Below are 22,806 nucleotides of genomic sequence, written 5' to 3' on the forward strand. Positions count from 1 at the left end.
ACGGCGGTCGGCAGGACTGTTGCCGCAGGCGCCGCGCCAGCAACCCGGAGGCGGACCAGTCCCCAGGAGCGATGCATGTGGGAGATCTACGCCTACCAGAACGCCGACAGTCTGTTCGGCATCTTCAACGCCGCGGCAGCCATCCACGGCTCCGGCGACTACATGGCGGCGGTCGCCGCGGTGGCCTTCTGCGGGTTCATCTCGGCGCTGGTGGCCTACGCCTTCGCGCCAGAGAAGTTGCAGGGGTGGAAGTGGCTGGCCACCGTGCTGCTGGTGTTCTCCGTTCTCATCGTGCCGCGGGTGACCGTGGGCGTCGTCGACAAGACCGGCGGATCCGCCGTGAAGGTGGTGGCTAACGTCCCGTTCGGCGTGGCCTTCCTCGGCAGCGTCACCAGCACGGTCGGGCACACGCTCACGGGCCTGTTCGAGACGGCATTCCAGGTCATCCCGGGTGTCGGCTCCCTGCCGAGCGAACTGAGCTACGAGAAGAACGGCCTGATGTTCGGCAACCGCCTCATCCGGGAGACTGGAGGCGTCGCCTTCCAGGATCCGAACTTCCGCACGGACCTGGTCAACTTCATCCACAACTGCACGATGTACGACCTGATCGACGGCACGGTCGATCCGGGCACGTTCTCGAGCTCGGACGACGTGTGGGCGCTGATGGCATCGCCCAACCCGGCCCGCTTCACGACCCTGACCAGCGCTGGCGGCTCGATCACCGTCGACACCTGCCCGAACGCCTACACGAACCTCAACGGCCGGCTGCCGGCGCAGCTGACCCGCATCCAGGGCAAGCTCGCCTTCCAGCTGAATCCGACGCTGCCGGCGGCGGCCGCCAATGCCGCCATCGCCGGGCAGATCCAGCAGGCCTACCTGAAGAACAGCATCGCGACCGCGGCCGCGACGGCGGCCGACCTGATCCGCCAGAACGCAGTGCTGAATGCGATCAACGACACCAGCAACATCATCGGTCAGAAGGTGAACGACCCGGCGGCCATGGTGCTGGCCGTCGGGCGGGCGCAGTCCGTGGCGCAGCAGAACGCGGCCTGGCTGAATGCAGGCAAGGTCGCCGAGCAGGCGCTGCCGGTGTTCCGCAACGTGATCGAGGCCATCACCTACGCGCTGTTCCCTCTCCTCGTCCTGCTGATGCTGCTGACCAGCGGGCGCGAGACCATGCTGGCCTTCAAGGGCTATGCCGCGGTGCTGATCTGGATCCAGCTCTGGCCGCCGCTGTATGCCGTGCTCAACTACATGGCATCGATCTACGCCGCCTACGACCTCGCGGCGGCGGCTGACCTCGGCAGCGGCGCCAAGGCCCTGTCGCTGCAGACGGCATCGACGATCTACTCGCGGGCGATTTCCGGCGAGGCGGTGGTGGGCTACCTGGCCATCAGTATCCCGTTCATCGCCTGGGCGGCGCTCAAGCGGATGGAGACCTTCGGCACCGCGCTGGTGGGCGGTCTCTCGGGCCTGCAGTCGATGGTGGCCGGTGCCACGGCAGGTGCCGCAGCGGGCAACCTGAGCATGGGTAATGTCTCGATGGACCAGATCCGGCTCGCGCCGAACCGGACGTCCGCGTTCATGAGCAACTGGCAGAACGACATCAGCGGCAACACCTTCTCGTCGAACATGTTGACCGGCCGGACCGCAGTGAGCCTGCTGCGCAACCAGGGCTACGCGTCCCGGGTCGTCTCGATGCGCGTGAGCGAACAGGACGTGCAGGACGCCACCCGCCAGGTCGACGCAGCCCGAAGCGAAGCGGTCGCAGCCAGCACCGAACGTTCGGCGGTGCTGTCCGAGGCTTTCACCAAGGGCTTGGCAAAGCTGAAGTCATCGCGGAGCAGCACGGGGTCGACATCCAGCAGCTTCGAGCAGTTGGGGCAAACCATCGATCGGCTGGATCAGATCTCCCGAAGCGTTTCCGAGTCCACTGGGTTGACACAGTCTCAGGTTGCTCGCATTGCGCTTGGCGTTACAGGTCACGCTGGATTCAATGCTCGGTTCGTTGGCGCCCAACTGAACGCGAGTGCAGACAAGACCTACCTGTCCGGACTGAGTGCAGACGAGCGGAAGGTGCTTGGTGCGCTCACGTCCGAACAGGCCTCGGAGTTCAAGCAGTTCGGCGACCGCGTGTCTCGCGACAGTTCCGTCGCGAGCCTTATAGCCACCGATGCTCGCGAAGCACGCGAACTGTCGTCCAGGATCGCCACCACAACCGCGCGCTCCGCCCGCGCAGATGCTTCCCTCGCCGACCGCACCGCGTTCTCTGAGCGGCTTGCCGTGGCCCGGGAGAGAGGCGATTCGATTTCAATCGACATTGCGCAGGATCCCTACAACCTGGCGATGTTCACTCGGTACGCTGAACAGTACGGCGGCACAAGCGCGTCCGCTCAACAACTGCTGAGCGCTGAACTTGCCCGACAGGCGCTGGCTCCAACCCGAAACTTCAGCGACGGCACTGGCATGCCGTCATCCTTCGACGACGTCCGCCATCTATACACGACCAACAGCGGTGACCCGCGCGTCACGCCGGATATTGACGCTACATATCGACGAGCGGCGGGCGCGGTTCGTCAGGCTGCTCTTCCAGTCGCTCCACCGGCACAAACTGCGCCCGAACCAAGCGACGCTCGCCGGCAGATTCAGACGTCGTCGGACGATCTCCGTGGCCGGACTGCTGCTCGACGGCAAGAGTTCGATGACAAGCGGAGCCCCGGGCGCGCCGACGACGGCACGATTTCCCCACGGCAGTCGCTTTTCAAAGGCACCGCAAGGCAAGTGGCCCGGGACGCGGCCGAGACCTTCCAAGATGCCAAAGACGCGGTGAAGGGGATCATCAAGCCGTAGTCAATCGGGCCCGCGAGATGGCGGGTCCCCCTCAGGAGGCTTCATGAAGGGTGGGTGTCCCTTGTCACGCCAATAGTTGGCCGCGAGGTCCTCGGAAGTCACGCCGGAACCTGGAATCGCGCCTCCTGTATACGTGTTTGATCCCTTGATGCCTCCGAGCTTGAGTACCGCTCCGGCGATCGCAGCGCCGATCAACGCGCCGACACCGGCGAGAACAAGCCTTGTCGCACTGTCCTCACCGCTGCCGGTTGCGAAGCCTGCGATTGCACCCGCCGCGACGATCGCAAGGAAGAGAGCCAGTCGCAAGTCGAGCCTCCCGCGATTCAGTGGAAGAAATTGCAGCATCAGGGTACTGCCAAAGCCGGCGTTGTAGACGATGCTTGACTGCAACATCCGCATCCCCAAGTCGCTTCATGCGGTCACGCAGTGCTCACGACCGTCAGAAGACACCGTTGAGCCAGCGACGGATGCGCTGGCCAATCGATCGATCTGATCCGCCAGGTATTGGAGCGCGCGCCGCCGCTCGTCCGCCATTTCGTGATGGTGATATGCGGCCGTCACCTTGTTTCGCTCGGCATGCGCCAGAAGCAGCTCGACCACCTCGCGGCTGAATCCGTGCTCACGAAGCAAGGTCGCTGCCGTGCCTCGGGTCCCATGGGGCGAGAAGTCCGGGACGCCGAAGTCGAGTCGCTTGAAGAAGTGGTTCAGCGTAGCGTCGCCGAGCGGCACTGCGGCACGAAGCACCGACGGGAACACGTAGGCCTGCGGCTCCGAGCCGAATGCCTTCAGCAGCCCGAGGAGTTCGAGTGCCTGTCGGGACAGGTAGACACGGTGCGGCGCCTTCATCTTCATGCGCTCGGCCGGGATGTCCCACTGGGCCCGCTCGAGGTCGAACTCGCGCCACCGGGCTCGCAGCACCTCTGACTTGCGGCACATCGTGTACATGAGCATCCGGGTGGCAGCGATGGTCACGAAGTGCGCGCCTTGTTTTGCCACCGACCGCCAGAAGGCTCCCAGTTCTGGCTCGGTCAGATGCCGGTGGTGCTCGGCGGCAGGCACCTCGATGACGCCTCGCAGTGGCAAGGCCGGGTTGACCTCGACGAGCAGCTTCTGGATCGCGTAGTTGTAGATCTGCTGGATGTGTTGCCTGACGCCCTCCGCCGTCTTCGGCGTTCCTCTCAAGTCCTCGATGATCGCGAGCACGTCGGCGGGCCGGACGCCGCCCAGCGGCTTCTCGCCGATCGCTGGCCATACGAAGCGCTCGAGCCGGGACTCGATCTGGTTCCGGTAGGTGTCGGACCTGGTCATCAAGCGCTCCCGGATCCAGCGCCGGGAGAACGCCTCGAACTGGTCGGCAGCGGGCTGGCTGTCCTTCGCCTGCTGCCGACGCTCCGCAGTCTCCTGGCGACGAACTTCGGCGGGGTCTACCCCTCGCTCCAAGAGCGACCTGAGTTCGAAGTGCCGCGCCCGGGCGTCGGCCACCCCGATCTCCGGGTATCGCCCGATCTTGACGTCTCGGCGGCTGCCGGCGAATCGGTACTGGTAGCGCCAGGTCTTCTGGCCGGTCGTGCTGACCTCGACGAAAAGCCCCCCGCCATCGCTTAGCTTGTAGAGCCGCGCCTTCGCCTTGGCGTTGTTGATCCGAGTGGGCGTGAGGGTGTAGTTGCTCAGTCGCATGCGTCGTCTCCCGACACTTTTCAGCCACCTCCAAGTGGAGGAATTTGGGCCGTTTCGGGCCCCGTCTCCCGTCAATTTCCCCTCCAAAATGGCGGGATTTCGTGGTCTGCCGTGAGACGTGCTGAAAAGACGAAGCCCCTGATTTCTTCAACAAAATCAGGGGCTTACGGGGCATCATGAGACGCCGTGGAGCGAGGTCACATGTGGTCGATCATCACCTGGCCGAAGCCCGAGCACGACACCTGCGTCGCGCCCTCCATCAGGCGCGCGAAGTCGTAGGTGACCTTCTTGGACAGGATCGCCTTTTCCATCGAGCTGATCACGAGGTCGGCCGCTTCGACCCAACCCATGTGGCGCAGCATCATCTCGGCCGAAAGGATCTCGGAGCCCGGGTTGACGTAGTCCTTGCCGGCGTACTTGGGCGCGGTGCCGTGCGTCGCCTCGAACATCGCGATCGAGTCGGACATGTTGGCGCCCGGGGCGATGCCGATGCCACCGACCTGCGCGGCGAGCGCGTCCGACACGTAGTCGCCGTTCAGGTTCAGCGTCGCGATCACCGAGTACTCGGCGGGGCGCAACAGGATCTGCTGCAGGAACGCGTCGGCGATCACGTCCTTGACGATGATGTCCGTGCCGGTGCGCGGGTTCTTGAAGCTCACCCACGGACCGCCGTCGACCAGCTCGGCGCCGAACTCGCGCTGCGCCAGGGCGTAGCCCCAGTCACGGAACGCGCCTTCGGTGAACTTCATGATGTTGCCCTTGTGGACCAGCGTCACCGAGGGCTTGTTGTTGACGATCGCGTACTGGATCGCCTTGCGCACTAGGCGCTCGGTGCCTTCGCGCGAGACCGGCTTGATGCCGATGCCCGAGGTGCTCGGGAAACGGATCTTCTTGACGCCGAACTCGTCCTGCAGGATCTGGATCAGGCGCTTGGCCTTCTCGCTCTCGCCCTCGAACTCGATGCCGGCGTAGATGTCTTCCGAGTTCTCGCGGAAGATGACCATGTTGGTCTTCTCGGGCTCGCGCACCGGCGAGGGCACGCCCTTGAAGTACTGGATCGGGCGCAGGCACACGTAGAGGTCGAGCTCCTGGCGCAGCGCGACGTTCAGCGAGCGGATGCCGCCGCCGACCGGGGTGGTGAGCGGGCCCTTGATCGAGACCACGTACTCGCGCACGGCGTCGAGCGTCTCGGGCGGCAGCCACACGTCGGGGCCGTAGACGGCGGTCGAACGCTCGCCGGCATAGACCTCCATCCAGTGGATCTTCTTGCTGCCGCCGTACGCCTTCGCGACCGCGGCGTCGATCACCTTGATCATCACCGGCGTGATGTCGATGCCGGTGCCGTCGCCCATGATGAACGGAATGATCGGCTGGTCCGGAACGTTCAGCGAAAAGTCGCCGTTGACGGTGATCTTCTGCCCGCCTTCGGGCACCTTGATGTGCTGATACATGAGAATGTGGCTCCCGCTCGCGAGCGTTGATGCGCGTATTGGCGCGCCGCATTCTAGTCCCGAGCCCACCCGACACCCGAGCCCCAGATGACCCTGCTCCACGCCCTGCGCCACCTCGCGATCGGCCTCGTCGCCGCGTCGGCAGCCACGTTTTCTCTGGCTCAGACGGGGCCGCAGAAGCTGCCGTCGGTGCCGCTCAGCGTCGGCATCTACCGCATCAATGCCGAGGTCGCGCAAACGCCCGACGAGCGTCAGATCGGCCTGATGTTCCGTACCGCGATGGCCGACACCGAAGGCATGCTGTTCGTGTTCGAGGACGCCAGCCAGCAGTGCTTCTGGATGAAGAACACGCTCATCCCGCTCGCGATCGCGTTCATCGGCGACGACGGCACCATCGTCAACCTCGATCGCATGAAGCCGCAGACGCTCGACTCGCACTGCTCCACCAAGCCGGTGCGCTTCGTCCTCGAGATGAACGACGGCTGGTTCGACAAGCGGGGCATCAAGCCCGGCGCCAGGCTGCGCGGCGCGCCGTTCGGCAACTGACGAAACAAGAAAGCCGGCACGCAGCCGGCTTTGCCGATCGGATCGGGCGGTGCGACCGCCCGATCCGGCCGCCGCTCAGGCGGCGTAATTCTTCGTCGCGAAGTCCCAATTCACCAGCGAGGCCAGGAAGGTCTCGACGAACTTGGGGCGCAGGTTGCGGTAGTCGATGTAGTAGGCGTGCTCCCAGACGTCGATCGTCAGCAGCGCCTTGTCGCCGGTGGTGAGCGGCGTGCCGGCAGCGCCCATGTTGACGATGTCGACGGCGCCGTCGTCCTTCCTGACGAGCCAGGTCCAGCCCGAACCGAAGTTGCCGACCGCACTCTTGGTGAACGCTTCCTTGAAGGCGTCGTAGCTGCCCCACTTGGCGTTGATCGCATCGGCGAGCGGTCCGGTCGGCGCGCCGCCGCCGCCCGGCTTCATGCAGTTCCAGAAGAAGGTGTGGTTCCAGACCTGGGCGGCGTTGTTGTAGATGCCGCCGCTCGACTTCTTGACGATGGCCTCGAGGTCCATGTTCTCGAACTCGGTGCCCTTCTGCAGGTTGTTCAGGTTCACGACGTAGGCGTTGTGGTGCTTGTCGTGGTGGTACTCGAGGGTCTCGCGGCTCAGGTGCGGCGCCAGCGCGTCGTGCGAATACGGCAGGGGCGGCAGGGTATGTTCCATGGTGTCCTCGTCGGAAGTTGGGCGGATCGAAAGATTGTAGGCAGCTTGCCCTGCCGGCCGCGTGGCGCGGGGCGCGCCGCGTCCGCGACCCGGTTGGTGCGGCCGGGTCGAACGAGCGGCCGAGAGGCGCGCGCGCCGCGCGCGGTGCGTCAGTCCGACGCGCCGAAGAGATCGGGCGTCGCGGCGTCGCGCGCCGTGCGGGCAGCGCTGCGCGGCGGCGTCGCTGCCGGCTCGGCGCCCGCCGTGCGGGCAGCGCTGCGCGGCGGCGTCGCTGCCGGCTCGGCGCCCGCCGCGCGGGCGTCGAACGCCCCGTCGCCGAGCACCGCGCGGAACGCCTGCCCCGGTCGCACCTGTGCCACCGAGGTGATCGCCGCGCCGGCCTCGTCGGTGAGGCGCGCGTAGCCACGCGCGAGCACGCGCGCGGGATCGAGCGCGTCGAGCCGGCCGGCGAGCGCGTCGAGCGTCGCGCGCGCCCGTTCGCTGCGCTGCAGCGCCGCCCGCACGAAGCGGCCACCGAGCGCGTCCAGGGCCGCCGCGCGCTCGCTGCGTCGCAGCGTGGCGCGCGTCAGGCGGGCGTCGAGCGTGTCCAGCATCGCGCCGGCGCGCTCCGCGCGCTGCAGCGCGGCACGGCCGAATCGCGCCTCGAGCGCGTCGAGCCCCGACTGCTGGCGCTGCAGCGCGCGGGCGACCGCGCCGACCGCGCGGTTCTCGAGCAGCTCGAGCGCGTGCCGGCGCGCGAGCAGCGCGTCGGCCGGGCGCGACAGACGCAGTCCGGCGCGGTCGAGACGCTGCGCCTCGACGTCGAGGCGGTGCGTGACGCGCCGCCGCATCGTGTCGGCCAGCCCGTCGAGGCCGGCGAGCTCGGCGCGCGTCGCCGGCCCCGCGAGCTCGGCGGCCGCGGTCGGCGTCGCGGCGCGCAGGTCGGCTGCGAGGTCGGCCAGCGTCACGTCGGTCTCGTGGCCAACGCCGCAGATCACCGGCATCGGCGCGCCGGCGATCGCCCGCACCACGCGCTCGTCGTTGAACGCCCACAGGTCCTCGAGCGAGCCGCCGCCGCGCGCGACGATCAGCACGTCGACCTCGGCGCGCCTGGCCGCGCTCGCGATCGCCGCGCACAGCGCGGCCGGGGCGTCGGCGCCCTGCACCGGGCTCGGGTAGATCAGCAGCTCGACATGCGGCGAGCGCCGCTGCAGCGTGGTCGCGATGTCGTGCAGCGCGGCGCCCGCGAGCGAGGTGACGACGCCGATGCGGCGAGGGAACGCCGGCAACGCGCGCTTCCTGTCGTCGTCGAACAGGCCCTCGGCCGCGAGACGCGCCTTCGCCCGCAGGAACTGCTCGTAGAGTGCGCCGGCGCCGCTGCGCTGCATCGACTCGGCGACGAACTGCAGCTCGCCGCGCGGCTCGTAGATCGCGAGCCGGCCCCGCAGGTCGACCACCTGGCCGTCGCCCGGCTGGAAGTCGAGCAGGCCGGCCGCGCGCCGGAACATCGCGCAGCGCAGCGAGGCGCCGCCATCGGCGTCCTTCAGCGTGAAGTAGCAGTGCCCGCTGGGCGCTCGCGAGAACGCCGCGAGCTCGCCGCGCACCACGCAGGCGCCGATGCCGCTCGCGATCAGTTCCGACACGGCGCCGACGAGCTGGGCGACGCTCCAGATCGGCGCGCGCGCGCCGGAAACGGGCGCAACCGCGCTCAGTGGCAGCTCCCGACGGGCGAGAACTCCACAGCTGCGGTGTTGCATGGGAGCGACGCCGCCGCGTCCCCCACGCCCCCGGGACTATCACGTAAGTGACTGATTTTCAAGGCGTTTCGCCTGCACAATTTTTCAGCAAAGAACCGCTGCAGAGGCAAATGGCCCGGGAAAGGCGCCGCCTCGACAACTTGCCCACAAAGTTGTCCACAAGAACGGTGGACGATTTGTATCGGCGGCCCGGCTCGGCTTACAAGTTCGCCTGGATGCCCGGAGATGGCGACGAGGCGCGGGGCGGCGCGGGTGCCGGCCATAATCACGCGCCACTGCCGCGTGGCGCGAACCCCTACCCGCTTCCAGATAGAAGGTCCTGTTTGCTGGCGATCATACAAGCGGCCGGATGGCCGATCTGGCCTCTCCTCGTGTGCTCGATCGGCGCCCTGGCCGTGGTTCTGGAGCGTCTTTCGAGCCTGCGCACCCAGCGCGTCATGCCGCCGCGCCTGGTCGACGAGGTGATCGCCCTCACCCGCACCAGTCTGCCTTCGCTGGACGTCGTCAAGAAGCTCGGAGACAGCTCCGTGCTCGGCGCCGTGCTCGCGAGCGGCGTGCGTGCCGTGATCAGCGAGCCGCGGATCGGCGCCGATGCGCTGCGTGCCACCTTCGAGACCGCGGGCCGCGCCGCGGTGCACCGCCTCGAGCGCTACCTCAACACGCTGGGCACCATCGCCTCGGCGGCACCGCTGCTCGGCCTCATGGGCACCGTGATCGGGATGATCGAGATCTTCGGCTCGCAGACCCCGGGCGGCGGCAACCCGGCCCAGCTCGCGCACGGCATCTCGGTGGCGCTTTACAACACCGCGTTCGGGCTGATGATCGCGATCCCGTCGCTCATGTTCTATCGATACTTCCGCGGCCTCGTCGACGCCTATACCCTCGAGATGGAACAGGCGGCCGCCCGCCTGGTGCCGCACCTGCTGCGCTTCGCGGTGCCGCGCCACGCCCCCGCCGAGCCGCGATGAACTTCCGCAAGCAGCGCCCGGAGGAGCCGGAGATCAATCTGATCCCGTTCATCGACGTGCTGCTCGTCGTTCTTATCTTCCTGATGCTGTCGACGACCTACTCCAAGTTCACCGAGCTGCAGGTGGCGCTGCCGTTCGCCGACGCCAATGCGGCGCAGGACCGCCCGCGCGAGCTGATCGTCGCCGTGGCCGCCGACGGCCGTGTCGCGGTCGGCGGGCAGCCGGTCGACGGGCGCAGCGTCGACGCGATCGCAGCGGCGCTGACGGCTGCCGGCGCCAGGGCCGACGCCGTGCTCATCATCTCGGCGGACGCCAACGCCGGCTACCAGAGCGTCGTCAGCGTCATGGACGCGGCGCGCCGCAGCGGCCTCTCGCGGCTCACCTTCGCCGCACAGGCGTCGCCGGCGGGCGCCGCGCGCTGAGCGCGTCAGCCGTGCCGGCGTCGCCAGCACGCGTTCGATGACGACGTCCGGCCGCTGGGCCGATGCGCTGCAGCGCGCCTGGCTCGTCCGCGGGCCGCTCGCGATCGCGCTGCGGCCGCTCGCCGCGCTGTTCGGCGCGGTGCTGATGCTGCGCCGGGCGCTCTACCGCTTCGGCGTGCTGCGGGTCGAGCGCCTGCCGGTCCCGGTGGTCGTCGTCGGCAACCTGATCGTCGGCGGCGCCGGCAAGACGCCGACGGTGCTGGCGGTGGTCGACCTGCTGCGCGGCGTCGGCCGGACGCCGGGCGTGATCTCGCGCGGTTACGGTCGCGCCGCGCCCGACGCGCTGGTCGAGGTCGAGCCCGCGACGCCGGCGGCGGCGTGCGGCGACGAGCCGCTCGTGCTGCGCCGGCGCGCCGGCGTGCCGGTCGTCGTCGGGCGCGACCGCGTCGCGGCGGCGCGCGAGCTCCTCGCGCGCCATCCCGGAGTCGACGTCATCGTCAGCGACGACGGACTGCAGCACTGGCGGCTCGGCCGCGACGCCCAGGTGCTGGTGTTCGACGAACGCGGCGTCGGCAACGGCTGGCTGCTTCCCGCGGGGCCTCTGCGCGAGCCGCTGCCGGCGCATCTGCCGGCGCGCAGCTGCGTGCTCTACAACGCCCCGGCGCCGACCACGCGCTGGCCCGGACCCACTGCCGAGCGGCGCCTCGCGGGCGTGGTCGGGCTCGCCGACTGGTGGCGCGGCGACCGGCCCGACCCGCATGCGCTTGGCGCACTGAGCGGGCGCCGCGTGCTCGCCGCGGCCGGCATCGCCCGCCCGCGGCGCTTCTTCGACCTGCTCGCCGCCGCCGGCGTCGAGGTCGTCCCGCTCGCCCTGCCGGACCACTTCGATTTCGCGACCTTGCCGTGGCCGAACGGCACCGCCGACGTCGTCGTCACCGAGAAGGACGCCGCCAAGCTCGACCCACACCGCATCGGCGTGACTCGCGTCTGGGTCGCGGCGCTAGACTTCGCGCCCGGCGCCGCGTTCGAGGCCGCGCTGCTCGCGCTGCTGCCGGCGGCGCGCCATGGAACGACCGATGGAACCACGCCTTCTTGATCTGCTCGTCTGCCCGATCTGCAAGGGGCCGCTGCGCCATGCGCGCCCCCCGCTGCACGACCGCGAGGAGCTGATCTGCAACGCCGACCGGCTCGCCTACCCGGTGCGCGACGGCATCCCGGTCATGCTCGAGAGCGAGGCGCGCTCGACGGACGAGCCGGCGACCTCGGCGCCCGGCCCGTGACGGCGCGCCGGCGTCGTCCGCCGTCCGCCGGTTGGCCGGCGGTGCGTGGTGGCGCCGGCGCTCCGGCGCGATGAGCTTCGACGTGCTGATCCCGGCGCGGCTGGCGGCCACGCGCCTGCCGAGGAAGCCCCTGCTCGACATCGCCGGCCTGCCGATGATCGTGCGGGTCGCCGAGCGCGCGCGCGCGTCGGCCGCGCGCTCGGTGGTGGTCGCAGCCGACCACGCCGACATCGCCGCGGCGTGCCGCGAGCACGGCGTCGACGTCGTGCTCACCTCGCCCGACCACCCGAACGGCAGCGCGCGTCTTGCCGAGGCGTGCGAGCAGCTCGGCCTCGACGGCGACGCCATCGTGGTCAATGTGCAGGGCGACGAGCCGCTGATCGAGCCCGACTCGATCGACGCCTGCGCGAGCCTGCTCGAGCGCACGCCCGAGTGCGTGATGAGCACCGCCGCGCATCCGATCGCCGACCCGGCCGAGTTCGCCAACCCGAACGTCGTCAAGGTGGTGCTCGACGCCGCCGGCCGCGCGCTCTACTTCTCGCGCGCGCCGATCCCATGGTGGCGCGATGCGCCGGCGGGCGACCCGGCCGCGCTCGCCGACCCGGTGCCGCTGCGCCACATCGGGCTCTATGCCTATCGCGCGGCGTTCCTGCGCCGCTTCGGCACGCTCGCGCCGAGCCCGCTCGAGCGCATCGAGTCGCTGGAACAACTGCGCGTGCTCTGGCACGGCGAGCGCATCGCGGTGCATCGCGCCGCGAGCGCACCGGGACCCGGCGTCGACACCGCGGAAGACCTGAGCCGCGTGCGTGCCGTGTTCGCCGACAATCGCGCTCCGGCTTCGGCCGGACCGGGAGCGGGCCGCGGCGCCTGAACCCACTTCCATGTTCGACGCGACGCAGCAAGGGACCGCATGAGACTGATTCTGTTGGGAGCGCCCGGGGCCGGGAAAGGGACGCAGGCCACCTTCCTGTGCAAGCACTTCGGCATTCCGCAGATCTCGACGGGCGACATGCTGCGCGCCGCCGTGAAGGCGGGAACCGAGCTCGGCATCGCCGCCAAGAAGGTGATGGACGCCGGCGCTCTGGTCGGCGACGACATCATCATCGGCCTCGTCAAGCAGCGCATCGCCGAACCCGATTGCGCAGGCGGCTTCCTGTTCGACGGCTTCCCGCGCACCATCGTGCAGGCCGACGCGCTCAAATCCGCCGGCATCCAGCTCGACTACGTGCTCGAGATCGACGTCCCCGACGCCGAGATCATCGAGCGGGTCGCCGGCCGCCGCGTGCACGTCGCCTCGGGCCGCACGTACCACGTCAAGTTCAATCCGCCGCGCCTCGAAGGCCGGGACGACGTGACTGGCGAGGAGCTGATCCAGCGCCTCGACGACGTCGAGGAGACCGTGATGCGCCGCCTCGCGGTCTATCAGGAGCAGACCCGGCCGCTGGTCGACTACTACGCGCAGTGGGCCGCATCGGGCGACCCCGCGGCGCCGAAATACCGCAAGATCAGCGGCACCGGCAGCGTCGACGAGATCACCGCTCGCGCGCTCGCCGCCCTCGTCTGATCAGCGCCTGACCGCGCCCACCTTCCGACCCGGAGCTCTCGATGGACATCGCCGGTCGCGTCTTCATCGTCACCGGGGGAGCGTCGGGGCTCGGCGAAGGTGCCGCCCGCATGCTCGCCGCGAACGGCGGCAAGGTGGTCGTCGCCGACCTGCAGGCCGAGCGCGGCGAGGCGGTCGCTGCCGAGCTCGGCGGCGCGTTCGTGCGCTGCGACGTCAGCGCCGAAGCCGACGCTCGAGGCGCGGTCGAGCGCGCGATCGACCTCGGCAAGCTCGTCGGCCTGGTCAACTGCGCCGGCATCGCGCCGGCGGCCAAGACGCTCGGCAAGGACGGCGCGCACCCGCTCGCGCTGTTCAGCAAGGTCGTCACGGTCAACCTGATCGGCAGCTTCAACATGATCCGGCTCGCCGCGGCCGCGATGGCCATGAACGAGCCCGAACCGACCGGCGAGCGCGGCGTGCTGATCTCGACCGCGAGCGTCGCCGCCTACGACGGCCAGATCGGCCAGGCCGCGTACTCGGCGTCGAAGGGCGGCGTGGTCGGCATGACGCTGCCGATCGCGCGCGATCTGGCGCGCAACGGCATCCGCAACATGACGATCGCCCCCGGCATCTTCGGCACGCCCATGCTGTTCGGCATGCCCGAGGAGGTGCAGCAGGCGCTCGCCGCCAGCGTGCCGTTCCCGAGCCGCCTCGGCACCCCCGCCGACTACGCCAAGCTGGTGCACCAGATCGTCACCAACGAGATGCTGAACGGCGAGGTGATCCGCCTCGACGGCGCGATCCGGCTCGCGCCGAAGTAGGTCGCCACCGCCACCCAGGGCCGCTTTCATTCGTCGGCGCCCGGTCCCCACGTTCGGGTCAGCTGCCGCGCCGCAGGTGCAGCGTCCAGAGCCGCGCCAGGTCGGCCGTGCCGTCGCTGCCGCCGACCGCCCGGAACGTCGCGATCGCGCCGGCGCGATCGCCGGCGAGCCACTGCGCGATCGCGAGGTGCAGGCGCGCGTCGTCCGGGCGCTTGAGCCCGCCGCCCGCAAGCGCGTCTCGAATCGCCACGGCCGCTGCCTTGGCGTCGCCGGCGTACGCGCGGTCGAGCGCGGCGGCGACGCGGCTGTCGGCATCGGCGGCGCGGGTTCTCGCGGCGTCGCCGCTCGCGCGCGCGACCAGCGCACGCAGGCGCTCGTGGCGCGCGGCGTCGGGGCCGTTGCCGAGGACGCCCGTCGCGTAGCCCTGCTCGACGACGCGGCGCGCCTCGGCGCCGGCGTCGGCCTGCAACGCGAGCTGCGCCATCTCGACGACGTCGTCGGCGCGCTTCAAGCCACCGGTCGCCTGCAGCAGGCGCAGGCGGTCGAGCGTCAGGCGCCCGGCGAACCCCGGCCGCCGTTGCAGGCGGTCGAGCCGGGTTGCCCAGTCGGCGGGCGTCGGGTGATGGGCCAGGATCTTCTCGAGGGCGGCATCGAACGCCGCCGCGTCGCCCTGCTTCTGCGCCATCGCGAGCAACAGGCGAAGCGTGTCGTCCGCGGGCGTGCCGCCGCTGCGTTCGACCGCTGTGACGTCCCGGGTCAGCTCGCGCTGCGCCGCGGCGACGTCTCCCGCCTGGAAGAGGCTGCGGATCTGCAGCGCCCGCAGTGCCGGGCTCGCCGCGCCCTCTCGCGCGCCGCGCTCGGCCCACTGCGCTGCTCTCGCGTACTGCCCGGCGCGGTAGTAGCCGGCGGCGATCGCCTCGAGCGTGCGCGCGGCTTCGGCGCCCCCCGGCCGCGTGCCGTCGGCGGCGAGCGCGTCGTAGGCACGCGCCGCGACGTCGATCTCGCCGGCTCCGAGGGCCGCGGCGATGCGCATGCGCTCGATCAGCGCGCGCTCGTTCGGCGTCCGTGGGCCGGCCGCGTCGGCCTCGCGCACCTTGGCGAGCGCCGCGCCGAACCGGCGCGCGCCGACGAGTTGCTGCGCCGCCTGAAGAGGTCGACCGATCTCGGGACGAACCGCTTCCTGGGCCGCGACCGGGGCGAGCACCCCCGAGGCGACGAAAGTGGCCGCGACCAGCAGCGGGCACCAGGCGAGCCTGATCGACCGGCCCTCGATGCCGCCGCGACGGGCCGCCCGCCGCACGCTAGCCGCCGCCATCGCGATCGACGATCCCGATCTTCGTCGCGCCGATCCGCTGCGCGCTCGCGAGCACCATCGCAACGAAGCGGTACTCGACGAGCCGGTTCGGCCGGACGTGCAGCTCGGGCTGATCGGCCTCGGCGGCGACCGTGCGCAACCGCGCCTCGAGCTCGCCGCGGTCGGCGAGCACCGTGCCGTTCCACAGCATGGTGCCGTCGAAGTCGATGTCGACGTTGACGACGCGCGGCTGCACCACCGGCGGCGGCACGCTGCCGCTCGGCAGGTTCAGGTTCACCGCGTGCAGCTGAACCGGGATCGTGATGATCAGCATGATGATCAGCACCAGCATCACGTCGATCAGCGGCGTGGTGTTGATGTCGAGCATCACCTCGGGTTCGTCGTCGGCGCGATCGCCGAGGCCGGGTTGCAGCGCCATGGTCGTCGTCGGCTCAGCCCGCACCGGGTTCGGTGACGAAGCTCACCCTGCGGATCGCCGCCCGCGTGCACGCGTGCAGGACGCGGCCGACGTATTCGTAGCGCGCGCGCTCGTCGCCGCGCACGTGCACCTCGGGCTGCGGAGAGCGACCCGCCACCTCCTGCAGGCGTCGCTCCAGCGCTTCGGCGTCGATCGGGGCGCCGTTCCAGAAGAACTCGCCGTCGCGGGTCACCGAGATCTCGACGTTCTCGGGGCGCGTCTGGCGCGGCACGTTGCGCTCGTCCGGAAGGTTCACCGGCACCGTCTGGGTGACGACCGGGATCGTGATCAGGAAGATGATCAGCAGCACCAGCATCACGTCGACGAGCGGCGTGGTGTTGATCGTCGCCGTGAGATCGTCGTCGTCGCCGGCGCCGGGCCCGAGCTGCATCGCCATCGGCTGCGTCTCGTGCGTGCGCTCAGCGCGGGGTGGTCGACGCCGGCGCTGGGGCGGCGCCGGCGGAAGCAGCGGTGGTCGTCGCCGCGATCGGCGCGCCCATCAGCACGCCGTGCAGATCGGCGCCGAAGCGCCGCACCGACTCCATCGTGACCTTGTTGCGCCGCACCAGCCAGTTGTAGCCGAGTACCGCGGGCACCGCGACGAAGAGGCCGAGCGCGGTCATGATCAGCGCCTCGCCGACCGGCCCGGCGACCTTGTCGATCGACGCCTGCCCCGCGACGCCGATCGCGGTGAGCGCGTTGTAGATGCCCCAGACGGTGCCGAAGAGGCCGATGAACGGCGCGGTCGAACCCACCGTCGCGAGGAACGCGAGTCCGTCCTGCAGCCGGCTCTGCACGTCGTCGAGGCTGCGCTGCACGTTCATGCCGACCCAGGTGTTGCGGTCGATGTTTTCGGTCAGCGCGCCTTCGTGGTGCTCGCTCGCGGTGATGCCGGCATCGGCGATCGCGCGGAACGCACTGCCGGCCCCGAGCGCCTGGGTCGCCTCGCCGAGCGTGCGAGCGCGGAAGAACTGGCGCGGCGCGACGCGTGCCTCGCGCGCCAGCCGCACGCTCTGCACGAGCTTGGTCACGATGATGGTCCAGCTGCCGATGCTCATCAGCAGCAGGATCACCAGGGTGCCGAGCGCGATGGCGTCGCCGTGGCGAATCAGCGCGCCGAGGCCGTACGGGTTCTCGACCGTCTCGCGCCTCGGTGCGGCCGCGCTCGCCGGACGCGCCGCGACGACGGCGCTCGCGGGCGCCGCGACTGCGGCCGATGCAGCGCTCGCCGCCGATGACGGCGCGGCCGGCGCACTCGCCGCGGCATCGCTGCCCGCGACGGCGGGCTGCGCGATCGCAGGCGGTGCGGCGAGCACGCCCGCGGTCGCCGCGAGCAGCACGAGCGGCACGAGTCGCGCCCGGAACGGGGCTCGAGGAGGCATGGATGGGTCCTGCATGGCTGGAGAGTGACGAGAAGGCCCGAAGGCTAGTCGAGCCGGTACTCGAACGGGACCTGGACCACGATGTCGCGGCCCTGCCCGATGCAGCGGTACTCGGCAACGACGCGCATGCTGCTGCGCGCGAAGATGGGGTGCGACGCGCGCAGCGTCTTGATGTCCTTGACCTCGCCGCCGGAACCGAGCGTGAACTGCACCAGCGCGTCGCCCTTGTCGAGGCCCTGGCGCATGGCTTCGCGCGGGAAAGCGGCGTCGCGCCGCACCGCGGCCTGGTTGGGGCAGACGACGCCGATCTGCACCGGCCCCGGCGACGCCGGGCGCGGCGCCGACGCGGGCATGGGCACCGCCGCGACCACCGGCGGCGGCGGCGCGGGTGCGGCGAGCGGCGGAGGCGCCGGAGGCGCCGGCGGCACGATCGCCGTCGGCGGCGCGACCGGCACCGGTGGCTGCGCGGGCGCCGGCTGCGGGGTCGGTGCCGCGATGCGGATCTCGGGCGGCGGGATGAACGGCGGCGGCGGCGCATCGAAGGCCGGCACCGGCACCGCCGCCTCGGGCGCCGGCTCGGCGCGCGCCGGCTCGCTGACGATCCGGGTCTCGACCGTCGCTTGCGGCGCATCGACCTCGCGCGTCGCGAGCGCCGTCACGAGTGCGTAGATCACCACGCCATGGATTGCCACCACCGCGGCGAATCCGATCCAGCGCCGCGGCGAGCGCCTGCCGAAGCCGTTGGCACGGGACCCTGCAGCCAGCACGTCGACCCGCCCGCGCGTCACCAGCCGATGAAGGCGTCGCGTCGGTCGACCAGCAGCTGCACGCGCTGTCCGACGGGCAGCATCACCTTGGTCGGCACGTGTCCGAACGGCAGGCCGCCGAGGATCGGCGTCTTCGTCGTCGACCGCACGTGATCGATCGCGTCGGCAAGGCCGTAGCCCTTGTCGAGCGGCGACTTCTTCCAGCCGGTGAACGCCCCGAGCAGCACCGCGCGCTGGGCGTCGAGCACGCCGGCCTGCCGCAGCTGCAGCAGGCTGCGCTCGATGCGGTACGGGTGCTCGTTGACGTCCTCGAGGAAGAGGATGCCGCCGTCGATGCGCGGGAAGTGCGGCGTGCCGAGCAGCGAGTTCACGATCGCGAGGTTGCCGCCCCACAGCGTCCCGGAGACGTCGAGTCCGTCGAAGCCGGCATCGGTGCGAAAGCCGACCGCCTCGAGCGAGCCTTCCATCGCCTCGAGAAAGCACGCCTCGGTGACGTCGTCGACGCCGCCGTCGGCGCTGCTGCGCCCGAAGTCGTCGCAGGCGAGCGGCCCGGCCCAGGTCACGCCGCCCGCGTGCGCGAGCATGCCGAGCTGCAGCGACGTGACGTCGCTGTGGCCGACCCAGCGCGTGCCGGCCTCGACGCTGGCGGCGATCGCCGCCCAGTCGATGCGGTCGAGCAGGCGCGTGAGACCGTAGCCGCCGCGCGTGGCGAGCGCGACGCCGGGTCGCAGGTCCGCGACGCGATGCAGCGTCGCCAGCCGCACGTCGTCGCTGCCCGCGAAACGCTGCACGCGCGCGGTCGCCGACTCGTCGATGTCAACCACGAAGCCGTGCTTCGCAAGGCGCGCTGCGGCACGCCGCAGCGGCAGCACCGAGCGCAGCGCGCCGGCGGGCGAGAACAGCCGCAGCGACGGCGCGCTGCCCGAGCGGTCGGCGTGCCGATGGTGGTGGTGATGGTGCTCGTCGCCGTGGCCGTTCTCGGCGTGCTCGTGGTCAGCCTGCTGGTGGCCATGGTCGGCGTAGCTCGCTGCGGTGCGGACGTTACTGGAGTCCTGCTCGCGCCCGACGCCGGCTTGATCGTCATGGCCCCGCCCGTGATCGCCGCCGGCGCCACCCTGCTCCGCCCTCCTCGACGCGCTCATCGCGGCGACTCCGCGTCCAGCTCGATCGACTCGCCGGCCGGGATCGTCACGTCGTCGAGCGCGTCGGGCAGCTCGCCGGCGGTCGCGGCCGCCGCCTGGCGGGCGCGGCGCTGCTCGCGCACCTGCGCGCGCCGCTCGGCGAAGAACGAGCGCAGCACCCCGCCGCAGGCGTCGGCGAGCAGCCCACCGCTGATCTGCGTGTGGTGGTTGAGCAGCGGGTTGCCGAACAGGTCGACCACCGAGCCGGCGGCACCGGCCTTCGGATCGAGCGCGCCGAAGACGACCCGCTTGATGCGCGCGTGCATCAGCGCCATCGCGCACATCGCGCACGGCTCGAGCGTCACGTAGAGCTCGAGCTCGGGAAGACGGTAGTTGCCGAGCAGCCGGGCCGCGTGGCGCAGCGCAACGATCTCGGCGTGCGCGGTCGGATCGTGGTCGGTGATCGGGCGGTTGTAGCCCGTCGCGACCACCTGCGGCCCGTCGGGCGTCGCGCGCATCAGCACCGCGCCGACCGGCACCTCGCCGACCAGCCACGCGTTCTGCGCCTGGTCGAGCGCCATCCGCATTGCGCTTTCGTCGTGGTGGGCAGCCATCAGCGGTCGACCTGCCGCAGGCGCTCGTTCGACTGCTCGAGCGCGCGCTGCACGTCGTCGCGCACCCGCTCGGTGGTGGCCGTCGGAGGCTCGCCGACGGGCGGCTGGATGCCGGCAGCCGACGCCGCCAGCGTCGGCGCGGCGACCCCGTGGCGCGCGACCCCGAACTGGCGCTTGGCAAGCAGCGCCACGAACGCGACCACGACCAGCAGCGCGACGATGCCGAACACGCCCTTCACGTCACTCCCACTCGATGGTCGCCGGCGGCTTCGACGAGACGTCGTAGGTCACGCGGTTGATCCCGCGCACCTCGTTGATGATGCGGCTCGACACGGTCTTGAGTAGCGCGTACGGCAGCTCGGCCCAGTCGGCGGTCATGAAGTCGCTGGTCTGCACCGCGCGCAGTGCGACGACATACTCGTAGGTCCGGCCGTCGCCCATCACGCCGACGCTCTTGACCGGCAGGAACACCGCGAACGCCTGGCTCGTCAGCTCGTACCAGCTCTTGTTGCTGACCGGGTCGATGGTGTTGCGCAACTCTTCGATGAAGATCGCGTCGGCGCGGCGCAGCAGGTCGGCGTACTCGCGCTTCACCTCGCCGAGGATGCGCACGCCGAGCCCCGGCCCCGGGAACGGGTGGCGGTACACCATGTCGTGCGGCAGGCCGAGCGCGACGCCGAGCTCGCGCACCTCGTCCTTGAAGAGCTCGCGCAGCGGCTCGAGGAGCTTGAGGCCCAGCGTCTCGGGCAGCCCGCCGACGTTGTGGTGGCTCTTGATCGTGGTCGCCTTCTTGGTCTTGGCGCCGCCCGACTCGATGACGTCGGGGTAGATCGTCCCTTGCGCGAGCCACTTCGCCTGCTCGAGGCGCCCCGCCTCGCGGGTGAACACCTCGACGAACTCGCGGCCGATGATCTTGCGCTTGAGCTCGGGGTCGCTCACGCCGGCGAGCTCGCCGAGGAACGCCTCGCTGGCGTCGATCGCGAGCACCTTGACGTGCAGGCGGTCGGCGAACATCTCCATCACCATGCGCGCCTCGTCCAGACGGAGCAGGCCGTGATCGACGAACACGCAGGTCAGGCGATCGCCGATGGCCTGGTGCACCAGCGCCGCGGCGACGCTCGAATCGACGCCGCCCGAGAGGCCGAGGATCACCTCGTCGTCGCCGACCTGCTCGCGGATGCGCGCGACGGCCTCGTCGATGTAGTTGACCATCACCCAGTCGGGCTTGGCGCCGCAGATCTGCAGCGCGAAGCGCTCGAGGATCTCGCGGCCCTTGCGGGTGTGCGTCACCTCGGGATGGAACTGCACCGCGTAGTAGCCGCGCGCCTCGTCGGCCATGCCGGCGACCTCGCAGCTCGGCGTCGACGCCATCAGCTTGAAGCCCGGCGGCATCTGGGTGACGTTGTCGCCGTGACTCATCCACACCTTCAGCATGCCGTGCCCGGCCGCGGTGGAGAAGTCCTCGATGGCGTCGAGCAGCCTGGTATGACCATGCGCGCGCACCTCGGCGTAGCCGAACTCGCGGTGCCGGCTCGGCTCGACCGTGCCACCGAGCTGCACCGCCATCGCGAACATGCCGTAGCAGATGCCGAGCACCGGAACGCCGAGATCCCACACCGCCTGCGGCGCGCGCAGGTCGTGCGCCTCGTAGGTCGACGCGTGGCTGCCGGACAGGATGATCCCCTTGGGCGCGAACTCGCGGACGAACGCGTCGCTGACGTCGTTGGGATGAATCTCGCAGTAAACGTGCGCCTCGCGGATGCGGCGGGCGATCAGCTGGGTCACCTGCGAGCCGAAATCGAGGATGAGGATCTTGTCGTGCATGGTCGGTCGGCTGTCAGGCCGTCGGGGAAGACGCGGTGGGCTGGGCAACGCCGCCTGCCGCGAGGCGCGCGCGCCGCAGGCGCCGGAACTGGACCCACGCCAGCGCCAGCGCCGCGAACTGGAGCAGCGCACAGAAGTAGAACGGGGCGCCGATGCGCCAGTCGCCGCGCGGCAGGTGCGACACCGCACCGAGCAGCGGGGCCGCGAACATCGGCGCGATCACCGCCATCAGGCTGTTGAGACCGCCGACCGCGCCGAGCGTGCGGCCCTGCGTGGCGGGATCGGCGGCGCCGGAGATGATGCTCTGGATCGACGCGGTCACGGTGAAACCGAGCAGGTTCACGAAGATCACCGCGACCATCATCCAGCCTTGCGGGACCACGCCGTAGAGCACGTACGCCAGCGTCGACGACACGAGCCCCCAGATCGCGAGGCGCTGCGGCGAGAAGCGCTTGAGCAGGCGGCCGAGCAACACGCCCTGCACCAGTGCCGAGGCGATGCCGACCGCGAACATCGACCAGCCGTTCTCGAGCGGCCCCCAGCCGAACTTGAAGGTGGTGTAGAGCACCCAGCTCGTGTAGAGCACGAACTGCGCGAGGCCGCTGAACGCGATCACCGCGACCAGCAGGCCGACGCCCTTGAGCTGGCCGAGGCGCAGCAGCGACGCCAGCGGGTTGATGGCGCGCCAGCCGAAGCGGCGCCGGCGCTCGGGCGGCAGCGACTCGGGCAGCACGAACCAGCCGTAGGCGAAGTTGAGCAGCGCCAGCACGCCGGCCGCGTAGAACGGCAGGTGCACGTCGATCTGCCCGAGCACGCCGCCCATCACCGGACCGAGGATGAAGCCGATCCCGAACATCGCGCCGATGAGGCCGAAGCGGCGCGCGCGCTGCTCGGGCGGCGTGATGTCGGCGACGTAGGCGTTGGCGACCGCCGCGTTCGACTGCATCGCCCCGCTGAACACGCGCACCAGGATCAGCATCCAGAGCGCGGTCGCCATGGCGGTGACGAAGAAGCTGAGCGCGAGCGCGAAGAAGCCGAGCAGCAGCACCGGTCGGCGGCCGTAGCGGTCGGACAGCGCGCCGAGCAGCGGCGAGGTGACGAAGTTCGCGAGGCTGAAGGTAAAGGTGGTGACGCCGAACCACCATGCCTGGTCGGCGGTCGACCCGGTGAAGGTGCCGACCAGCACCGGCAGCACCGGAATGATCAGACCGATCGACACCATGTCGATCAGCACCGTCAGCATGATGAACGGCATCGCCGCCGCGCGCGACGCGACGCGCGACTCGGCGGCCGGCGCCGGGGCGAGCGGCGCGCTCGCCGGCAACGAAGCGCCGGGCGCCGCGGCGGCGGACGAGTCGGGTTGCGCGTTCAC

At 70.5% G+C, this 22,806-nt stretch carries 24 protein-coding genes; 9 read left to right on the forward strand and 15 right to left on the reverse strand.

All coding sequences use genetic code 11. From position 1 onward, the window contains the following. Positions 1-75 precede the first annotated feature (75 nt). Entirely contained in the window at positions 76-2,850 is a 2,775-nt protein-coding gene (locus HQN59_RS04060) for a conjugal transfer protein TraG N-terminal domain-containing protein (RefSeq protein ID WP_176066387.1), read from the forward strand. On the opposite strand, the gene HQN59_RS04065 is transcribed toward HQN59_RS04060, so the two are convergent. The 3 genes from HQN59_RS04065 to icd form a co-directional block, all read right to left on the reverse strand. After that, positions 2,851-3,249: a hypothetical protein gene (locus HQN59_RS04065; protein WP_176066389.1), complete on the reverse strand. Its 399-nt coding sequence runs from the start codon at positions 3,247-3,249 to the stop codon at positions 2,851-2,853. Between the two features lie 12 nt (positions 3,250-3,261). Beyond that, a complete protein-coding gene (locus tag HQN59_RS04070; protein ID WP_176066391.1) occupies positions 3,262-4,527 on the reverse strand; it encodes a tyrosine-type recombinase/integrase in 1,266 nt (421 codons plus the stop codon). 197 nt (positions 4,528-4,724) lie between these two features. Beyond that, positions 4,725-5,978 (reverse strand): NADP-dependent isocitrate dehydrogenase, encoded by a 1,254-nt coding sequence (gene icd, locus HQN59_RS04075; RefSeq protein WP_176066393.1) that lies wholly within the window; start codon positions 5,976-5,978, stop codon positions 4,725-4,727. 87 nt (positions 5,979-6,065) lie between these two features. On the opposite strand from icd, the gene HQN59_RS04080 reads away from it, so the two are divergent. Next, on the forward strand, positions 6,066-6,524 hold the full coding sequence (locus tag HQN59_RS04080; RefSeq protein ID WP_176066395.1) for a DUF192 domain-containing protein: 459 nt from the start codon (positions 6,066-6,068) through the stop codon (positions 6,522-6,524). A 75-nt stretch (positions 6,525-6,599) separates the two neighbouring features. Here HQN59_RS04080 and HQN59_RS04085 read toward each other — a convergent pair whose 3' ends face one another. Beyond that, positions 6,600-7,184, reverse strand: coding sequence for a superoxide dismutase (locus HQN59_RS04085; protein ID WP_176066396.1), 585 nt, complete (start codon positions 7,182-7,184; stop codon positions 6,600-6,602). A gap of 149 nt (positions 7,185-7,333) precedes the next feature. Then, positions 7,334-8,920: an exodeoxyribonuclease VII large subunit gene (gene xseA, locus HQN59_RS04090; RefSeq protein ID WP_176066398.1), complete on the reverse strand. Its 1,587-nt coding sequence runs from the start codon at positions 8,918-8,920 to the stop codon at positions 7,334-7,336. A gap of 323 nt (positions 8,921-9,243) precedes the next feature. Here xseA and HQN59_RS04095 point away from each other — a divergent pair, with 323 nt between their 5' ends. The 7 genes from HQN59_RS04095 to HQN59_RS04125 all read left to right on the forward strand — a co-directional run bounded on the left by HQN59_RS04095 (position 9,244) and on the right by HQN59_RS04125 (position 13,954). Next, positions 9,244-9,888, forward strand: a complete 645-nt coding sequence (locus HQN59_RS04095) for a MotA/TolQ/ExbB proton channel family protein (protein WP_176066400.1) — start codon at positions 9,244-9,246, stop codon at positions 9,886-9,888. Next, positions 9,885-10,310, forward strand: a complete 426-nt coding sequence (locus HQN59_RS04100) for an ExbD/TolR family protein (RefSeq protein WP_176066402.1) — start codon at positions 9,885-9,887, stop codon at positions 10,308-10,310. Before HQN59_RS04095 ends, HQN59_RS04100 begins: the two co-directional genes overlap by 4 nt. A 37-nt stretch (positions 10,311-10,347) precedes the next feature. After that, a complete protein-coding gene (gene lpxK / locus HQN59_RS04105) occupies positions 10,348-11,406 on the forward strand; it encodes a tetraacyldisaccharide 4'-kinase (protein WP_176066404.1) in 1,059 nt (352 codons plus the stop codon). Further along, the gene (locus HQN59_RS04110; protein WP_176066406.1) at positions 11,387-11,590 is read left to right on the forward strand and encodes a Trm112 family protein; all 204 of its coding nucleotides are present in this window, start codon (positions 11,387-11,389) and stop codon (positions 11,588-11,590) included. The genes lpxK and HQN59_RS04110 overlap by 20 nt, the downstream gene beginning before the upstream one ends. A gap of 70 nt (positions 11,591-11,660) precedes the next feature. Next, positions 11,661-12,461: a 3-deoxy-manno-octulosonate cytidylyltransferase gene (gene kdsB / locus HQN59_RS04115; protein WP_176066408.1), complete on the forward strand. Its 801-nt coding sequence runs from the start codon at positions 11,661-11,663 to the stop codon at positions 12,459-12,461. A 39-nt stretch (positions 12,462-12,500) separates the two neighbouring features. After that, positions 12,501-13,154: an adenylate kinase gene (gene adk, locus HQN59_RS04120; RefSeq protein WP_176066410.1), complete on the forward strand. Its 654-nt coding sequence runs from the start codon at positions 12,501-12,503 to the stop codon at positions 13,152-13,154. 41 nt (positions 13,155-13,195) lie between these two features. Continuing rightward, positions 13,196-13,954: a 3-hydroxyacyl-CoA dehydrogenase gene (locus HQN59_RS04125; RefSeq protein ID WP_176066412.1), complete on the forward strand. Its 759-nt coding sequence runs from the start codon at positions 13,196-13,198 to the stop codon at positions 13,952-13,954. 58 nt (positions 13,955-14,012) lie between these two features. Here the strand turns inward: HQN59_RS04125 and HQN59_RS04130 are convergent, their stop codons facing one another. From HQN59_RS04130 to HQN59_RS04175, 10 genes are read right to left on the reverse strand one after another with little or no spacing between them, the layout of a single operon-like run. Beyond that, positions 14,013-15,269, reverse strand: coding sequence for a tetratricopeptide repeat protein (locus HQN59_RS04130; RefSeq protein WP_176066414.1), 1,257 nt, complete (start codon positions 15,267-15,269; stop codon positions 14,013-14,015). Beyond that, complete coding sequence (locus HQN59_RS04135; RefSeq protein ID WP_176066416.1) at positions 15,256-15,687, reverse strand: ExbD/TolR family protein; 432 nt, start codon at positions 15,685-15,687, stop codon at positions 15,256-15,258. The genes HQN59_RS04130 and HQN59_RS04135 overlap by 14 nt, the downstream gene beginning before the upstream one ends. A gap of 13 nt (positions 15,688-15,700) precedes the next feature. Next, a complete protein-coding gene (locus tag HQN59_RS04140; protein ID WP_176066418.1) occupies positions 15,701-16,123 on the reverse strand; it encodes an ExbD/TolR family protein in 423 nt (140 codons plus the stop codon). A 22-nt stretch (positions 16,124-16,145) separates the two neighbouring features. After that, entirely contained in the window at positions 16,146-17,108 is a 963-nt protein-coding gene (locus tag HQN59_RS04145; RefSeq protein WP_176066420.1) for a MotA/TolQ/ExbB proton channel family protein, read from the reverse strand. A 44-nt stretch (positions 17,109-17,152) separates the two neighbouring features. Next, positions 17,153-17,896, reverse strand: coding sequence for an energy transducer TonB (locus tag HQN59_RS26740; RefSeq protein ID WP_176066422.1), 744 nt, complete (start codon positions 17,894-17,896; stop codon positions 17,153-17,155). Then, positions 17,893-19,017: an LD-carboxypeptidase gene (locus HQN59_RS04155; protein WP_176066424.1), complete on the reverse strand. Its 1,125-nt coding sequence runs from the start codon at positions 19,015-19,017 to the stop codon at positions 17,893-17,895. Before HQN59_RS04155 ends, HQN59_RS26740 begins: the two co-directional genes overlap by 4 nt. Next, on the reverse strand, positions 19,014-19,610 hold the full coding sequence (gene tadA, locus HQN59_RS04160; RefSeq protein WP_176066425.1) for a tRNA adenosine(34) deaminase TadA: 597 nt from the start codon (positions 19,608-19,610) through the stop codon (positions 19,014-19,016). The genes HQN59_RS04155 and tadA overlap by 4 nt, the downstream gene beginning before the upstream one ends. Continuing rightward, a complete protein-coding gene (locus HQN59_RS04165; RefSeq protein WP_176066427.1) occupies positions 19,610-19,849 on the reverse strand; it encodes a hypothetical protein in 240 nt (79 codons plus the stop codon). The genes tadA and HQN59_RS04165 overlap by 1 nt, the downstream gene beginning before the upstream one ends. A gap of 1 nt (position 19,850) precedes the next feature. Further along, entirely contained in the window at positions 19,851-21,434 is a 1,584-nt protein-coding gene (gene guaA / locus HQN59_RS04170) for a glutamine-hydrolyzing GMP synthase (RefSeq protein ID WP_176066429.1), read from the reverse strand. Between the two features lie 13 nt (positions 21,435-21,447). Beyond that, complete coding sequence (locus tag HQN59_RS04175) at positions 21,448-22,806, reverse strand: MFS transporter (RefSeq protein WP_342451116.1); 1,359 nt, start codon at positions 22,804-22,806, stop codon at positions 21,448-21,450.

Source organism: Rhizobacter koreensis (genome assembly GCF_013366375.1).
GTDB classification, from domain to species: domain Bacteria; phylum Pseudomonadota; class Gammaproteobacteria; order Burkholderiales; family Burkholderiaceae_C; genus Schlegelella_A; species Schlegelella_A koreensis.

Coding starts and splice junctions, on each gene's coding strand:
- HQN59_RS04060 (WP_176066387.1), top strand. CDS start 76: ATGTGGGAGATCTACGCCTACCAGAACGCCGACAGTCTGTTCGGCATC.
- HQN59_RS04065 (WP_176066389.1), bottom strand. CDS start 3,249: ATGCGGATGTTGCAGTCAAGCATCGTCTACAACGCCGGCTTTGGCAGT.
- HQN59_RS04070 (WP_176066391.1), bottom strand. CDS start 4,527: ATGCGACTGAGCAACTACACCCTCACGCCCACTCGGATCAACAACGCC.
- icd (WP_176066393.1), bottom strand. CDS start 5,978: ATGTATCAGCACATCAAGGTGCCCGAAGGCGGGCAGAAGATCACCGTC.
- HQN59_RS04080 (WP_176066395.1), top strand. CDS start 6,066: ATGACCCTGCTCCACGCCCTGCGCCACCTCGCGATCGGCCTCGTCGCC.
- HQN59_RS04085 (WP_176066396.1), bottom strand. CDS start 7,184: ATGGAACATACCCTGCCGCCCCTGCCGTATTCGCACGACGCGCTGGCG.
- xseA (WP_176066398.1), bottom strand. CDS start 8,920: ATGCAACACCGCAGCTGTGGAGTTCTCGCCCGTCGGGAGCTGCCACTG.
- HQN59_RS04100 (WP_176066402.1), top strand. CDS start 9,885: ATGAACTTCCGCAAGCAGCGCCCGGAGGAGCCGGAGATCAATCTGATC.
- lpxK (WP_176066404.1), top strand. CDS start 10,348: ATGACGACGTCCGGCCGCTGGGCCGATGCGCTGCAGCGCGCCTGGCTC.
- HQN59_RS04110 (WP_176066406.1), top strand. CDS start 11,387: ATGGAACCACGCCTTCTTGATCTGCTCGTCTGCCCGATCTGCAAGGGG.
- kdsB (WP_176066408.1), top strand. CDS start 11,661: ATGAGCTTCGACGTGCTGATCCCGGCGCGGCTGGCGGCCACGCGCCTG.
- adk (WP_176066410.1), top strand. CDS start 12,501: ATGAGACTGATTCTGTTGGGAGCGCCCGGGGCCGGGAAAGGGACGCAG.
- HQN59_RS04125 (WP_176066412.1), top strand. CDS start 13,196: ATGGACATCGCCGGTCGCGTCTTCATCGTCACCGGGGGAGCGTCGGGG.
- HQN59_RS04130 (WP_176066414.1), bottom strand. CDS start 15,269: ATGGCGGCGGCTAGCGTGCGGCGGGCGGCCCGTCGCGGCGGCATCGAG.
- HQN59_RS04135 (WP_176066416.1), bottom strand. CDS start 15,687: ATGGCGCTGCAACCCGGCCTCGGCGATCGCGCCGACGACGAACCCGAG.
- HQN59_RS04140 (WP_176066418.1), bottom strand. CDS start 16,123: ATGGCGATGCAGCTCGGGCCCGGCGCCGGCGACGACGACGATCTCACG.
- HQN59_RS04145 (WP_176066420.1), bottom strand. CDS start 17,108: ATGCCTCCTCGAGCCCCGTTCCGGGCGCGACTCGTGCCGCTCGTGCTG.
- HQN59_RS04155 (WP_176066424.1), bottom strand. CDS start 19,017: ATGAGCGCGTCGAGGAGGGCGGAGCAGGGTGGCGCCGGCGGCGATCAC.
- tadA (WP_176066425.1), bottom strand. CDS start 19,610: ATGGCTGCCCACCACGACGAAAGCGCAATGCGGATGGCGCTCGACCAG.
- guaA (WP_176066429.1), bottom strand. CDS start 21,434: ATGCACGACAAGATCCTCATCCTCGATTTCGGCTCGCAGGTGACCCAG.